We start from the raw sequence: 16,344 nt of genomic DNA, 5'->3' as shown, positions 1-16,344 counted from the left end.
CGGTGTTGCTAAGGGGCCAGAGTGGTTAACCAAGAGAAGCTCTTCGACTACCTCAAGAAGACGGCGGCCGAACTCCAGGAGACCCGCAAGCGGCTGCACAGGCTGGAGGCGGGCGAGGACGAGCCGATCGCCATCGTCGGCATGGCGTGCCGGTATCCGGGTGGGGTGGAAACCCCGGAGGACTTCTGGGAGCTGCTCTCCGACGGACGCGACGCGGTCGGCCCGTTCCCCGAAGACCGCGGCTGGGACCTCGGCGACTTCTACGACCCGGACCCGGAAAAGGCGGGCAAGTCCTACACCCGGTCCGGTGCCTTCATCAAGGACGCGAGCGGCTTCGACGCGGGCTTCTTCGGGATCAGTCCGCGCGAGGCGCTGGCGATGGACCCGCAGCAGCGGCTGCTGCTGGAGGTGTCCTGGGAAGCGCTGGAGCGCGCCCGGATCGACGTCACCACGTTGAAGGGCAGCAAAACCGGCGTGTTCGTCGGCGGGTTCACCTCGAACTACGCGATGAGCCTGGAACTGCTGCAGGGCGGCTCGGGCGAGCTCGAAGGCCATATGATGACCGGCAACCTGACTGCCGTGCTCTCCGGCCGCATCGCCTACCTGATGGGGCTCGAAGGCCCCGCGGTGACCGTCGACACCGCGTGCTCCTCGTCGCTGGTGGCCCTGCACCTGGCCTGTCAGGCGATCCGCGCCGGCGAATGCACCATGGCGCTGGCCGGCGGCGTGACCGTGCTCGTGACGCCCGGCATGTTCGTGGAATTCTCGAAGCAGCAAGGGCTTTCGGTGGACGGGCGGTGCCGCGCGTTCTCCTCCGACGCCAACGGCACCGGCTGGGCCGAGGGCACCGGCATGATCGTGCTGGAGCGGCTGTCCGACGCGCGCCGCCACGGACACCACGTGCTCGCGGTGATCCGCGGCTCCGCGATCAACCAGGACGGCGCGTCCAACGGGCTGACCGCGCCGAACGGCCCGTCGCAGCAACGGGTCGTGCGCGCCGCGCTGGACAGCGCCCGGCTGACCCCCGCCGACGTGGACGCGGTCGAGGCGCACGGCACCGCCACCACCCTCGGCGACCCGATCGAAGCGCAGGCGCTGCTGGCCACCTACGGCCAGGAACGCGACGGCGGCAAACCGTTGTGGCTGGGTTCGGTGAAGTCGAACATCGGGCACACACAGGCCGCTGCCGGCGTGGCCGGGATCATCAAGATGGTCCTGGCGCTGCGCAACGAAAAGCTGCCGAAAACGCTGCACGTCACCGAACCGACGCCGCACGTGGACTGGTCCGCCGGCGAAGTGGAACTGCTGACCGAATCGGTCGCCTGGCCCGCCGGCGAGCGCATCCGCCGCGCCGGGGTTTCCTCTTTCGGCGGCAGCGGCACCAACGCGCACTTCATCCTCGAAGAAGCCCCGGCGGAGGAAACGTCGGACGAAGCCGCCGAGCCCGAAGCTCCGGTCGTCGCCGGCGCCAACGCCTGGCTGGTCACCGCCCGGTCCGCCGAAGGGCTCGCCGCGCAGGCGGCCCGGATCCGGGACTGGGCGGCCGACCGTCCGGAGCTGGACGCCGACCGGATCGCCTGGTCGCTGGCCACCACCCGGTCGGTGTTCGAGCACCGCGCCGTGGTGCTGGGCGAGGATCCGCGGGCCGGGCTGGACAGCCTGGTCGCGGAGGCCCCCAGCGGCGCGGTGGTCTCCGGGGTGCGGCGCGACGACGTGCGCCCGGTGTTCGTCTTCCCCGGGCAGGGTTCGCAGTGGCTCGGCATGGGCCGGGAACTCGCGCAGGTGAGCCCGGTGTTCGCGGCGCGGTTGGCGGAGTGCGAGGCGGCGTTGGAGTCCTTTGTGGACTGGAAGCTGTCCGAGGTGCTGACCGGAGAGCTGACGACGGCGGATGTGGTGCAGCCCGCGTTGTGGGCGGTGATGGTTTCCCTTGCCGCGGTGTGGGAACCGGCTGGGGTGCGCCCGGAGGCGGTCGTCGGCCATTCGCAGGGCGAGATCGCGGCGGCGACGGTTGCCGGAATGCTGTCCGTTGAGGACGGTGCGCGGGTGGTGGCGTTGCGGTCCAAGTCGTTGAAGGTGTTGGCGGGTCTGGGCGGGATGTTGTCGGTCAGTGCGGCGGCCGGTGTGGTGGGGGAGCGGATCGCCAAGTGGGGCGAGAAGCTGGCTCTCGCCGCGGTGAATGGTCCGGCTGCGGTGGTGGTGTCCGGTGAGCCGGAGGCGTTGGCGGAGCTGAAGTCCGAGTTGGATGCTGAGGGCATCCGGGCACGGATGGTGGCGGTGGATTACGCGTCGCATTGTGCGCAGGTTGAGAGCCTGGAAGACGAAATCCGCGCGGTGCTGGCGGGTGTTTCGCCGCGGCGTGGCCGGGTGCCGATGGTGTCGGCGATGTCCGGGGAGACCCTCACTGGCGAGGAACTGGACGCCGGTTACTGGTACGAGAGCCTGCGCTCGACTGTCCACTTCGAACGCGCGATCGCCACGCTTTCCGGCCAGGGCCACCAGATGTTCGTCGAGGTGTCCCCGCACCCGGTCCTGCTCGGTGCGATGAACGACACCCTGGAGGAGGTCGCGCGCGAGGCGGGCGCCGGTGCGGTGGCCGGGGTGGTCTGCGCGACTCTTCGCCGGGACGAGGGCGGCGCGGATCGGCTGGTCGCTTCGTTCGCCGAGGCCTTCGTGCACGGCGCGTCCGTGGACTGGACCAAACTGCTGCCCGTCGCGGCGCACGTCGAACTGCCGACGTATGCCTTCCAGCGCCGGCGTTACTGGCCGCAGGGCGTGCTGTCCGGCTTCCACGGGAAGTCCGGCAACGGGGACCTGTCGACGCTGGGGCTCGGGGTGCTCGGGCACCCCCTGCTCGGCGCGGCCGTGGACCTGGCGGGCGGCGCGGGCCTGGTGTGCACCGGGCACCTCTCGCCGAAGGCCCAGCCGTGGCTGGCCGACCACGCGGTGGACGGCACGATGCTGTTGCCCGGCACCGGATTCGTCGAACTGGCCGTCTGCGCCGGGGACCAGCTCGGCTGCGGCGCGCTGGACGAGCTGACGCTGCAGGAGCCGCTGATCGTGCCCGCCGAGGGCGAGGGCTTGCAGCTCCAGGTCGTGGTGGCCGAGGCCGGCCGGGACGGCCGTCGGCCGGTGGAGATCTTCTCCCGCCCCGAACAGGCCGGTCCCGGCCAGGAATGGGTCCGGCACGCGGTCGGGACGGTCGCGCCCGCGGGCCCGGTCGGTTCCGCCGACGAGGACCTGCTGATGTGGCCGCCGCGCGACGCCACGCCGGTCGATGTCTCAGAGCTGTACCCGACTTACCTCGCCGACGTTTACGGCCCTTCGTTCCACGCGCTGCGCGCCGCCTGGCGCCGCGACGGGGACGTCTTCGCCGAGATCGTGCTTCCCGACGACGTCGCCGAGAAGGCCGGTTCCTACGGCCTGCACCCGGTCCTGCTGGACGCGGCGCTGCACGCCTCGGTCATCGCCGAGGCCGAGGCGGGCGTGCCGGAGGAGCCCGGCACGGTGCCGATGCCGTTCGCCTGGAACTCCGTCGAACTGCACGCCGCGGGCGCGTCCACGCTGCGGGTGCGGTTGCGGCTGGACGGGCAGGGCTCGGTTTCGCTGACCGCCGCCGACGCCACCGGAGCCCCGGTCGTTTCGGTGGGCTCGCTGGTGAAACGCCGCGTGCCGACCGGCCGGCTGCGGCCCGCCGACGGCGCGCTGGCCGACTCGCTGTTCGTCCAGGACTGGGCCGCGCTGCCGGACGCCGCCGCTCCGGCGGGGGAGTGGGCGCTGCTCGGCACCGACCGGTTCGGCCTGCTCGACGGGCTGGGGCTGCCGGTGCGGGCGTACGCGGATCTCGCCGAACTGGCCGCGGCCGTCGAAGCCGGCGAGATCGACCCGAGCGTGGTGCTGCGGTGCGCCGGTGCGGAAGACACTGGCGCGGACATGCCGGAGACAGTGCGCCGCGTCAGTGCCGCGCACCTGGAATCGCTGCACGAATGGCTGGCAGAGACCCGGTTGGCCGGTGCGCGGCTGGTGGTCGTCACCCAAGGCGCGGTCGGCGCCGAGGTGACCGACCTCGCCGGCGCCGCGGTATGGGGACTGACCCGCTCGGCGCAGTCCGAAGAACCCGATCGCCTGGTGCTCGCGGACCTGGGCGCCGAGCAGCTCGCGCTGCTTCCGGCGGCGCTGGGCGGCGACGAACCCGAACTGCTGCTGCGCGACGGCCGCGCCCACGGCAGGCGGCTGATCCGGCCGGAGGGCCGGTTGTCCGCGGTCGAATGGCCGGACGGCCCCCGCGCCGATCCCGCCGCCCGCACGCTGCTGGTCACCGGCGGCACCGGCACTCTGGGCGGCCTGACCGCCCGGCATCTGGCGGCCACCGGCCGCGCCGGGGGAGTCGTGCTGCTCAGCCGTTCCGGCGCGTCCGCGGGCGTGGCCGCACTGGTGGCCGAGCTGGCCGAAATGGGCGTGTGGGTGCGAGTTGTCGCCTGCGACGCCGCCGATCGCGCCGCGCTGGCGACCGTGCTGGCACAGCTGCCCGAAGAGCATCCGCTCGGCTCTGTCGTGCATTCCGCCGGTGTCGTGGACGACGGCGTGATCAGCGCACTGACGCCGGAGCGGCTGGCCGCCGTGCTGCGGCCGAAGGTGGACGCCGCCTGGCATCTGCACGAGCTGACCGCCGGGATGGATCTCGACCTGTTCGTGCTGTACTCCTCGGCGGCGGCCATGTTCGGCGCGGCCGGGCAGGGCAGCTATGTCGCCGCGAACTCCTTCCTGGACGCGCTCGCCGCCTGGCGGCGCGGCACCGGGCTCGCCGGGATGTCCCTGCAACTCGGACCGTGGGCGCACGAGGAGGGCATCGGACGACACCTGGACCAGCAGTTGTTGTCCCGGATCGACCGCAGCTTCATCCCGTTGAGCGGCGAGGAAGGCCTCGTCGTCCTCGACGTGGCGCTGGGCCGCGACGAGCCGGTCCTGATGCCCGCGCACCTGGACATGCCCGCGCTGCGGGCGCTGGCCGCGGGCAGCACCGAGGTCCCGCCGATCTGGCGTTCGCTCGTCGGTGCCACCGGGCGGCGGACCGCGGTCTCGCGCGTCGCGGACGGCGCGGGCGAAGGCGAGTCGCTGCGGCGGCGGCTGGCGTCGGTCTCCGGCGCGGAACGCGGCCGGGTCCTGCTGGACCTGGTGTGCGCGCACGTCGCCGCGGTGCTCGGGCACGCCTCCGTGGAAGCGATCGACGCGAACCGGGCGTTCACCGACGTCGGCTTCGACTCGCTGACCGCGGTGGAACTGCGGAACCGGATGAACGCGGCCACCGGCCTGCGCCTGCCCGCCACGCTGATCTTCGACTACCCCACGCCGATCGCGCTGGCCGGACTGCTGCGCACCGAGCTGTCCGGCGACCTGCCCGCCGTCGCGCCGCCCCCGGCCCCGACCGTGCGGCGGGCCGGAACGGACGAGCCGATCGCGATCGTCGGCATGGCCTGCCGGTTCCCCGGCGGCGCGGCCAGCCCCGAGGAGCTGTGGCAGCTGCTGGCGGCGGGCGCGGACGCCATCGGCCCGTTCCCGCAGGACCGCGGCTGGGACCTCGACCTGCTGAACGACCCGCTGCTGGGCTCCTTCGACCAGGCAGGCGGTTTCGTCCGCGACGCCAGCGCGTTCGACGCCGGGTTCTTCGGCATCAGCCCGCGCGAGGCGCTGGCGATGGACCCGCAGCAGCGGCTGCTGCTGGAGGTGTCCTGGGAGGCTGTCGAGCGGGCCGGAATCGACCCCGCTTCGCTGCGTGGCACGCAGACCGGCGCGTTCGTCGGCGGCTACAGCTCCCGGTACGCGACGGATATCGACCTGGAAACCTCCGGCGTCGCCGAAGCGCAGTTGGTGACCGGCAACGCCACCAGTGTGCTTTCCGGCCGGTTGTCCTACACACTCGGGCTGGAAGGCCCGGCTGTCACGATGGACACCGCGTGTTCGTCCTCGCTGGTCGCTCTGCACCTGGCCGGCCAGGCGTTGCGCGGCGGCGAGTGCGGGCTCGCGCTCGCTGGTGGCGTCACCGTCACCGCGACGCCCGGCGTGTTCAGCGCCTTCGCGAAGGCAGGCGGCATCTCGGTGGACGGGCGATGCAAGTCTTTCGCCGCCGCCGCGGAGGGTTCCGGTTTCGCCGAGGGCGCGGGCATGCTCGTGCTGGAGCGGCTTTCCGACGCCCGGCGCAACGGGCATCCGGTGCTGGCGCTGATCCGGGGTTCCGCGGTGAACCAGGACGGCGCGTCGAACGGGTTGACGGCGCCGAACGGTCCGTCGCAGCAACGGGTGATCCGCGCGGCGCTGGCCAGTGCCCAGCTCTCCGAGTCCGATGTGGACGTCGTCGAGGCGCACGGATCGGCCACCACACTGGGCGATCCGATCGAGGCGCAGGCGTTGCTGGCGACCTACGGACAGGGCCGGGAACGACCGTTGTGGCTGGGCTCGGTGAAGTCGAACATCGGGCACACGCAAGCCGCGGCGGGCGTGGCCGGCGTGATGAAGATGGTGCTCGCGCTGGGACACGAGCAGCTGCCGAAGACCCTGCACGTGGACGACCCGACCCCGCACGTGGACTGGACGGCGGGCGAGGTGCGGCTGCTGACCGAGCCGGTGTCGTGGACGCCGGGGGAGCGGGTGCGCCGGGCCGGGGTGTCGGCGTTCGGCATGAGCGGCACCAACGTGCACGTCATCGTCGAAGAAGCGCCCCAGACCGACGCGGCCGAGCCGGAGCCGGACGAAACCGGGGTGCCGGTGCTGACCGGTGGTCCGTCGGCGCTGCTGGTGGGCGGGCGGAGCGCGGAAGGCCTGGTGGCGCAGGCGGATCGGCTGGCCGACTGGCTGGCCGAGCGCCCGGAGCTGCCGCCGTCGGACGTGGCGTGGTCGCTGGCCACCACCCGGTCGGCGTTCGAGCATCGGGCCGTGGTGCTCGGCGACACCCACGAAGAGCTGGTTTCCGGTCTGCGCGCGGTGCCCGGCCCGCTGTCCGGGGTGGCACGGGCCGGTGGCCGGACTGCCTTCGTGTTCGCCGGACAGGGCACCCAATGGGCGGGCATGGGCCGGCAGATGCTGGCCGACAGCCCGGTCTTCGCGGCCCGGTTCGCCGAATGCGAGCGCGCCCTTTCGTCCTGTGTGGACTGGAACCTGACCGAGGCGCTCGCCGGTGAGCTGGAATCGGCGGAGATCGTGCAGCCGTTGCTGTGGGCGGTGATGGTGTCGCTGGCCGCGGTCTGGGAGGCGGCCGGCGTCGCTCCGGACGCGGTGGCCGGCCACTCGCAGGGCGAGATCGCGGCGGCGACGGTCGCGGGCATGCTGACCGTCGAGGACGCCGCGAAGGTCGTCGCCGTGCGGTCGCGGGAGCTGACCGGACTGTCCGCGCAAGGCTCGATGGTCTCGGTGGTCATGCCCGCCGAACCGGTGCGCGAACTGGTGGCGCGCTGGGGCGACCGGCTTTCCCTCGCCGCGGTCAACGGGCCCGCCGCCGTGGTGGTGTCCGGCGAACCCGAGGCGCTGACCGAATTCGAACGGGAACTGGCCTCGCGGCACGTGCTGCGCTGGCGGATCCCGGCGACCGACTTCGTCGCGCACTCCCCGGCGGTGGATTCGCTGGCCGAGGTGCTCGCGGCCGGGCTGGCGGGCATCGTGCCCCGCACCGGCCGGGTGCCGATGATGTCCACGGTCACCGGCGAATGGGTGTCCGGAGCCGAACTCGACGCGGACTACTGGTTCGCGAACCTGCGCCGGACCGTCCGCTTCGAGGACGCCACCCGTGCGCTGCTCGCCGCCGGTTATCTGTCCTTTGTGGAGGTTTCGCCGCATCCGGTGCTGACCGCGTCGGTGACCGAGACCGCGGAGGACGCCGGGACCGGCCCGGTGCTGACTGTCGGCACCCTGGAACGCGAAAACGCGGGCGCGCGCCGGATGCTCGCTTCGCTGGCCGAAGCGCACGCGGGCGGCCTCCCAGTGGACTGGACCGCGGTGCTGCCCGCGGGCGGCCGCGTCGATCTGCCCACCTATGCCTTCCAACACGAGCGTTACTGGCTGAGCGGCTCCGCCGCCGCAACGCCGCCCGCCGGGGCGGAAACCGCCGAGGAAGCCCGTTTCTGGGCCGCGGTCGAGGGCGGCGACCTGGCGGGGGTCGCGGACACGCTGTCGCTGCCCGACGAAGGCCACCTGGACGCGGTGCTGCCCGCACTGGCCTCGTGGCGCAAGCGGGAACGGGATCGCTCGGCCACCGAGTCCTGGCGCTACCGCATCACCTGGGCGCCGGTGGCCGAACCGTCCGCCGCCCGGCTCGACGGGAGCTGGCTGGTCGTCGTGCCCGCCGCGCAGGCCGAGGACGAGCGGGTGCGGGCGTGCGTGGCCGCGCTTTCCCGCCGCGGCGCCGAGCCGGTGCTGATCGCGCTGGACGCCGCGGTGACCGGCCGGGTCGCGATGTCGGCGGTGCTCGGACCGGTGCTGCGAGACACCGGCGAAGCGAGCGGCGTGCTGTCGCTGCTCGCGCTGGACGAGACTCCGCTGGCCGGGCACCCGGTGGTTTCGACCGGTCTCGCCACCACCACCGCATTGGTGCAGGGGCTGGACGACGCGTGCGTGGACGCCCCGCTGTGGCTGGCCACCTGCGGCGCGATCGCCGCCGGGGCGGGCGAGTCCCCGGCCAGTCCGGCACAGGCCCAGATCTGGGGCTTCGGCCGGGTGGTCGGACTCGAGTACCCGGACCGCTGGGGCGGGCTGGTCGACCTGCCCGCCGAGGTGGACAAGCGGACCGGCGCGCAGCTGGTCGCGGTCCTGTCCGGCTGCGATGAGAACCAGGTCGTGCTGCGACCCGCTGGGATACTGGGCCGCCGCCTGACCCACGCTCCCCGCCCGAAGAGCACGGGGACGTGGCAGACCCGCGGCGCCGCGCTGGTCACCGGCGGCACCGGCGCGCTCGGCGGCTACGTGGCCCGGTGGCTGGGCGAACACGGCGGCGACCGGCTCGTGCTCACCAGCCGGTCCGGTCCGGCCGTGGCGGGCATCGCCGCGCGGGCCGCCGAACTGGCCGAACAAGGCAGCCAGGTGGACGTGCTGGCCTGCGACGTGAGCGTGCGCGCCGAGGTCGCCGGGGTCCTCGACTGGATCGGCGACGACCTCTCCGCCGTGGTGCACACCGCGGCGGTGCTGGACGACGGCGTGATCGACGGTCTGAGCCCGGCCCGCCTGGAAACCGCGCTGTCGGCCAAGGGCGGTGGCGCCGCGCATCTGGACGAACTCACCGCCGGCCGCGAGTTGGACGCGTTCGTGCTGTTCTCGTCGGTGGTGGCCACCACGGGCGGGCCCGGACAGGCCAACTACGCCGCGGCCAACGCCTACCTCGACGCGCTCGCGGAGCACCGGCGAGGACGTGGCCTGCCCGCGTTGTCAGTGGCCTGGGGCCCCTGGGAAGCCGGGGTGGCGCAGGGCTCCGAAGCGGCGCGGCAACGGCTGGCCCGCAACCAGTGGGAAGGCATGATGGCACCGAAGCTCGCGGTGCGAGCGCTCGGCGAGGCGCTCGAGGGCGGCGACACCGTCCTCACGGTGACCAACATCGACTGGTCCATCATCCTGGACACCCCGCACTCGGCGGCGAGTCTGCTCGAAGTCCCGCTGATGCGGGATCTGCCGGAGATCCACCGGCTGGCCGCGCTCGTCGCGGACGCGCCCGCGGAAACGGCCGAGGGTGATCTGGCCGCTTCGCTGACCGGGCTCTCCGGCGCCGAGCGGACCCGTGTGGTGGCCGACCTGGTCCGAAGCATGGCCGCGCAGGTGCTCGGCTTCGGCTCGGGCGAGTCCGTCGACCCCGACCGCGCGTTCAGCGAGATGGGCTTCGACTCGCTGACCTCGGTGGAACTGCGCAACGACCTCGGCTCGGCCACCGACCTGCGGCTGCCCGCGACGCTCCTGTTCGACTACCCGACCCCCGGCGCGGTCACCGACTACCTGCTGGCCGAACTGCTCGGCGCGCTGCCCGAGCAGACCCGCGCCCCGGTCGCCGCATCGGCGGCGGCCGACGAGCCGATCGCCATCGTGGGCATGAGCTGCCGCTATCCCGGCGGAGTGGTCGATCCGGACGGGCTGTGGGCGCTGCTGGCCTCCGGCGGCGACGCGATCTCCGGCTTCCCGCTCGACCGGGACTGGGACCTCAGCGCGCTGGACGAGTCCTCCTATGTCAGCTCCGGCGGTTTCGTCGAGGACATCTCCGGCTTCGACGCCGGGTTCTTCGGGATCAGCCCGCGCGAGGCGCTGGCGATGGACCCGCAGCAGCGGATGCTGCTCGAACTGTCCTGGGAAGCGCTGGAACGGGCCGGGATCGCCCCGGAATCCCTGCGCGGCACCAGCACTGGCGTGTTCGCGGGCGGCTACTCGTCCGGCTACGGCTACGACGCGGACTTCGACGGCGCGGCGCACCTGATCACCGGTAACGCGACCAGCGTGCTGTCCGGCCGGGTGTCGTACTCGCTGGGCTTGGAAGGCCCGGCCGTCACCGTGGACACGGCGTGCTCTTCGTCGCTGATGGCCATGCACTTGGCTGCGCAGGCGTTGCGGTCCGGCGAATGCTCGATGGCGCTCGCCGGCGGCGTGACCGTGCTGGTCAGCCCGGCCGGGTTCGTTGGGTTCAGCGAGCAGAGCGGACTGGCGAAAGACGGCCGCTGCAAGGCTTTCTCCGACGACGCGGACGGCATGGGCTTCGCCGAGGGCGCGGGCCTGGTCGTGCTGGAGAAGCTCTCCGACGCGCGACGGCAGGGCCACCAGGTGCTCGCCGTGCTGCGGGGTTCCGCGGTGAACCAGGACGGCGCGTCGAACGGTCTGACCGCGCCGAACGGTCCTTCACAGCAGCGCGTTATTCGCGCGGCACTGGCGAATGCCGGGTTGTCGCAGTCCGATGTGGACGTAGTGGAGGCGCACGGTACGGGCACCAAGCTCGGTGACCCGATCGAGGCACAGGCGTTGTTGGCGACGTATGGCCGGGACCGGGACCGTCCACTGTGGCTGGGTTCGGTGAAGTCGAACATCGGGCACACGCAGGCGGCGGCCGGCGTGGCGGGCGTGATCAAGATGGTGCTGGCGTTGCGGGAGCGGCAGTTGCCGCGCACCCTGCACGCCGGGGTGCCGTCTTCCCAGGTGGACTGGACGGCCGGTCAGGTTGAATTGCTGACCGAGAGCACGCCGTGGCCGGCCAACGGGCGTCCGCGGCGCGCCGGGGTGTCGTCGTTCGGGCTGAGCGGCACCAACGCGCACGTCATCCTGGAGGAAGCGCCCGCCGAGGCACCCGCGGAGGTCGAGGAGCGCGAGCCGGTGCTCAGTGTTGGTGAGGCTGGGGCGTGGGTGCTGTCCGGCCGGACCGTCGAGGGGCTCGCGGGCCAGGCGGAGCGGCTGCACGACTGGGTGCTCGACCGGCCGGAGCTGTCTCCGGCGGACGTGGCCTGGTCGTTGGCGACGACCCGGTCGGTGTTCGAGCACCGAGCCGTGGTCACCGGCGATTTTCCCGCTGGGTTGCGAGATCTGGTCGCAGGGACGCCGTCGGGCTCGGTAGTTGCCGGGTCGGCGCGGGCGGGAGTGCGTCCGGTGTTCGTGTTCGCGGGTCAGGGTTCGCAGTGGCTCGGGATGGGGCGTGAGCTGGCGCGGTCGAGTGCGGTGTTCGCGGCGCGGTTGGCGGAGTGCGAGGCGGCTTTGGAGTCCTTTGTGGACTGGAAGCTGTCCGATGTGCTCGGCGGCGAGTTGGAGTCGGCGGATGTGGTGCAGCCTGCGTTGTGGGCGGTGATGGTGTCGCTGGCCGCGGTCTGGGAGGCGGCTGGCGTCGCTCCGGACGCGGTGGTCGGGCACTCGCAGGGTGAGATCGCGGCGGCGACTGTGGCGGGCATGTTGTCCCTTGAGGACGGCGCGAAGGTTGTTGCGCTTCGCTCGAAGTCTCTTAAGGCGTTGGCGGGCTTGGGCGGGATGTTGTCGGTCAGTGCGGCGGCCGGTGTGGTGGGGGAGCGGATCGCCAAGTGGGGCGAGAAGCTGGCTCTCGCCGCGGTGAATGGTCCGGCGGCGGTGGTGGTGTCGGGTGAGCCGGAGGCGTTGGCCGAGCTGAAGTCCGAGTTGGATGCCGAGGGTGTCCGGGCGCGGATGGTGGCGGTGGATTACGCGTCGCATGGTGTGCAGGTGGAAGGCCTGGAGGACGAGATCCGTGCGGTGTTGGCGGGTGTTTCGCCGCGCAAGGGCCGGGTGCCGATGGTGTCGGCGATGTCCGGGGAAACTTTGACGGGCGAGGAACTGGACGCCGGGTACTGGTACGAGAGCCTGCGCTCGACTGTCCACTTCGAACGCGCGATCGCCACGCTTTCCGGCCAGGGCCACCAGATGTTCATCGAGGTGACTCCGCATCCGGTCCTGTTCGGCGCGATCACCGACACTGTCGAGGACGCCGCTGCCGTGTGCGGCACGCTCCGCCGGGACGACGGCGGTGCGGCGCGGTTGCTGACCTCGTTCGCGGAAGCTTTCGTGCAGGGTGCGCCGGTGGACTGGGCGGCGGTGCTGCCGTCGGGGAACCGGGTCGAGCTTCCGACCTATGCGTTCGAACGTGAGCGTTACTGGCCGAAGGCCGCGACCGGCCGTGGCGGGGACGCGGTGTCCCTTGGCCTGGGCGCGGTGGACCACCCGTTGCTCGGCGCGGCGGTCGAACTGGCCGGCGGCACGGGTGTCCTCTGCACCGGTCGGTTGTCGGTGCGTACGCATCCGTGGCTGGCCGACCATGTGGTGGGTGGCGTGATCCTGTTGCCCGGCACCGGGTTTGTCGAGCTTGCGGTGCTGGCGGGCGACCAGGTGGGCTGCGGTCTGCTGGAAGAACTGACCTTGCAGGCGCCGCTGGTGATCCCGGCCGAGGGCGGCGTACAGGTCCAGGTGGTTCTCACCGGCGCCACCGACGACGGCCGCCGCACGGTGGAGGTGTTCTCCCGCCGGGACGGCACCGGTGAAGAGTGGACCCAGCACGCCACCGGGGTGCTGGCCCCGGTCGCGGCCTCGCCGGTCGCGGACGAACTCTCGGTGTGGCCCCCGCAAGGCGCGGAAGCGATCGTCATCGACGGGATGTACACCGCCGAAGGCGCGTACGGCTACGGCCCGGCGTTCCAGACTCTCCGCGCGGCTTGGCGGCTCGACGACGAGATCTACGCCGAGGTCCGGCTTTCCGGGGACACCGCGGAGGAAGCGGACGCGTTCGGCCTGCACCCGGCGCTGCTCGACGGGGTGCTGCACGCCAGCGCACTGCTCGGCACGGCTGAGCCGGGCGAGGCGCGGCTGCCGTTCGCGTGGAACGGCGTCCGGCTGCGGGCCGGCGGTGCGTCCGTGCTGCGCGCCCGGCTGCGTCGGGACGACGCCGGTGCTCTCGCCGTGCTGGCCGCCGACACCGCCGGGGCCACCGTGATCTCGGTGGACTCGCTGGTCACTCGTGCGGTTTCGCTGGAGCAGGTCCGCGCGGCCGGTGCGACGCAGCCTGACTCGCTGTTCACCGTGCAATGGCAGCCGATCGCGGAAACCGCCGCGAAGACCGGCGACTGGGCTCTCCTTGGCACTGATCGCTTCGGTGTCGCGGACGCGCTGCCGGTGACATCCTTCGCGGACCTCACGGCGCTGGCCGAGTCCGGCACGGTGCCGAGCGTGGTGGCGGTCTGCGCCGGTGGCGCCGACGAGACCGACACGGCCGAGGCCGCGCGGCGCGCCACCACCGAGACGCTGGAACTGATTCAGCGCTGGCTGGCCGACGACCGCTTCGAGACGGCGCGGCTGGTGGTCCTGACCCGGCGCGGTCTGGCGACCGCCCCCGGCGAACCGGTGGCGGACCTGGCGTCCGCGGCGGTCTGGGGTCTGGTGCGCTCCGCGCAGTCGGAGAACCCGGACCAGGTCATCCTGGCCGACTTCGCCGAGGGCAGGGACCTCGCCGCGTTGCCGTCCGCAGTGGACAGTGGTGAGCCGGAGGTGGCTGTTCGTGGTGGTGTCGCGTTGGGACGGCGGCTGACCCGTCCGTCCGGCGATCTCGCACTGCCGGCGGGCTTGTGGCGGCTGGAACCGGACACGGGCGGCTCGCTGGAGGGCCTCGCGCCGGTCTCGCTCGCCGACGCACCGCTGGAGCCGGGCCAGGTCCGGGTAGGGGTGCGGGTCGCGGGCCTGAACTTCCGGGACGTGCTGATCGCGTTGGGGATGTACCCCGACGGTGGGGTGATGGGCGGCGAGGTCGCGGGCCGGGTTCTGGAGGTCGGGCCCGGGGTGAGCGGTTTCGCGGTGGGTGACCGGGTGCTGGGCATCGTGTCCGGCGGGTTCGGCCCGGAGGTGATCGCCGACGCGCGGCAGCTCGTGCCCATCCCCGAAGGCTGGACGGACGTCGAGGCCGGTGCTGTCCCGTCGGCCTTCCTGACCGCCTGGTACGCGCTGGTGGAGTTGGCGGGTGCGCGGTCCGGTCAGCGGGTGCTGGTGCACGCGGCCGCGGGTGGCGTGGGGATGGCGGCGGTGCGTATCGCGCGCTATCTGGGGCTGGAAGTCTTCGCGACCGCCAGTCCGGCGAAGCACGGTGTGCTGGCTGGTTTGGGTCTGGACGCGGACCATGTTTCGACCTCGCGCGGTGTTGAGTTCGAGCGTGATTTCCTTATCACGACGGATGGTCGTGGTGTGGACATCGTGGTGAACTCGTTGGCGGGCGAGTTGGTGGACGCGTCGCTGCGGCTGCTGCCGCAGGGCGGTTCGTTCGTGGAGATGGGCCGCACCGACCTGCGGGACCCGGAGAGCATCCCGGCGGGGATCGCCTACCGGCCGTTCACCCTGGCGGAGGCCGGGCCGGACGGACTGCACGACATGCTGGTCCAGATCGTCGAACTGATGGCGTCCGGGGTGCTGGCGAAGTCGCCGGTGCGGGTGTGGGATGTGCGGCGGGCGCGGGACGCGTTCCGGTTCATGTCGCAGGCCAAGCACACCGGCAAGATGGTTTTCACCATTCCGGCGGCTGCGGCGGCGGGTTCGGCGTTGATCACCGGCGGTACCGGGACGTTGGGTGGTCTGGTCGCCCGGCATCTGGCGTCGACCGGGCGCGCGGACGAGTTGGTGCTGACCGGCCGTTCCGGCCCGGGTGCGCCGGACGTCGCCGCGCTGGCCGCGGAGCTGGCCACCTCGGGTGCGTCAGTGCGCGTTGTCGCCTGCGATGCGGCGGAACGCGACGACCTCGCCACCGTGGTGCGCCGGGTGCCGTCGCTGAAGACCGTGGTGCACACGGCCGGTGTGCTGGACGACGCGACAATCGCGTCGCTGACGTCCGAGCGTGTGTCGGCCGTCATGCGGCCCAAGGTCGACGGTGCGTGGAACCTGCACGAGCTGACCAAGGACCGCGAGCTGGACGAGTTCGTCCTGTTCTCCTCGGCGGCTTCCACCTTCGGTGCCGCCGGGCAGGGAAACTACGTCGCGGCGAACTCCTTTTTGGACGGTCTCGCGGCGGACCGGCGCGCGGCGGGGCTGCCGGGCACGTCGCTCGCGTGGGGTTTGTGGGCCGAAGCGAGCGCGTTGACCGGACAGCTCAGCGACAGCGAACGCTCCCGCATCAACCGCGGCGGGATCGGGGCGCTGAGCGCCCAGGACGGCCTCGAGCTGTTCGACCGTGCGCTGGCGCGGGACGAATCCGTGCTCGTGCCCGCCCGGCTCGACGTCGCGGGCATGCGCGCGAAGGTCCGGACCGCCGAGGACGTGCCGCCGCTGTGGCGCGCGCTGGTCACCGGCGGCCCGGCTCGGCGGGCGGCGGTGACCGCCGGCGCCGGTGGCGCCGATTCGTTGCGGCAGCGGCTGGCCGGACTGTCCGAACAGGACCGGGACCGCGCACTGGTCGACCTGGTGCGCACCCACGTGGCGGCCGTGCTCGGGCACGGGTCTTCGGAGGCGATCGACGCGAACCGGGCGTTCACCGACCTGGGCTTCGACTCGTTGACCGCGGTCGAACTGCGGAACCGGCTGAACACAGCGACCGGACTGCGGCTGCCCGCCACGCTGGTCTTCGACTACCCGAACGCGGTCGAGCTGGCCGGTCTGCTCCGGGACAAGCTGGTGCCGGACCTCGAAACGCCCGACGGCGCGCAGGCGGCCGAGGACCAGCTCCGCGCCGCGCTCGCCGCCGTTCCGCTGGCGAGGTTCCGCGAAGCGGGGCTCATGGAGGGGCTGCTGCGGCTGGCCGGCGTCGAGGATTCGGCGGCCGAAGAGGACGCGGGCGACATCGACGAGCTGGACGCGGACAGCTTGATCCGCCTGGTGCTCGAAACCGACAGCGAATGACCGTGACGATGCGGGACGAGTGGGATGGGTGGAAGC

The 16,344-nt window shown here is 72.5% G+C and carries 1 protein-coding gene; it reads left to right on the top strand.

Features of this window, described 5'->3' with window-relative positions; translation table 11 throughout:
• Positions 1-21 precede the first annotated feature (21 nt).
• Positions 22-16,308, top strand: a complete 16,287-nt coding sequence (locus ACZ5IK_RS16240; RefSeq protein ID WP_465488387.1) for a type I polyketide synthase — start codon at positions 22-24, stop codon at positions 16,306-16,308.
• Positions 16,309-16,344 lie beyond the last annotated feature (36 nt).

The sequence above is a fragment of the Amycolatopsis sp. NPDC031561 genome (assembly GCF_055580625.1).
Note: the sequence above shows the minus strand (reverse complement) of the source record. Positions and strands in the feature narration are given on the sequence as shown.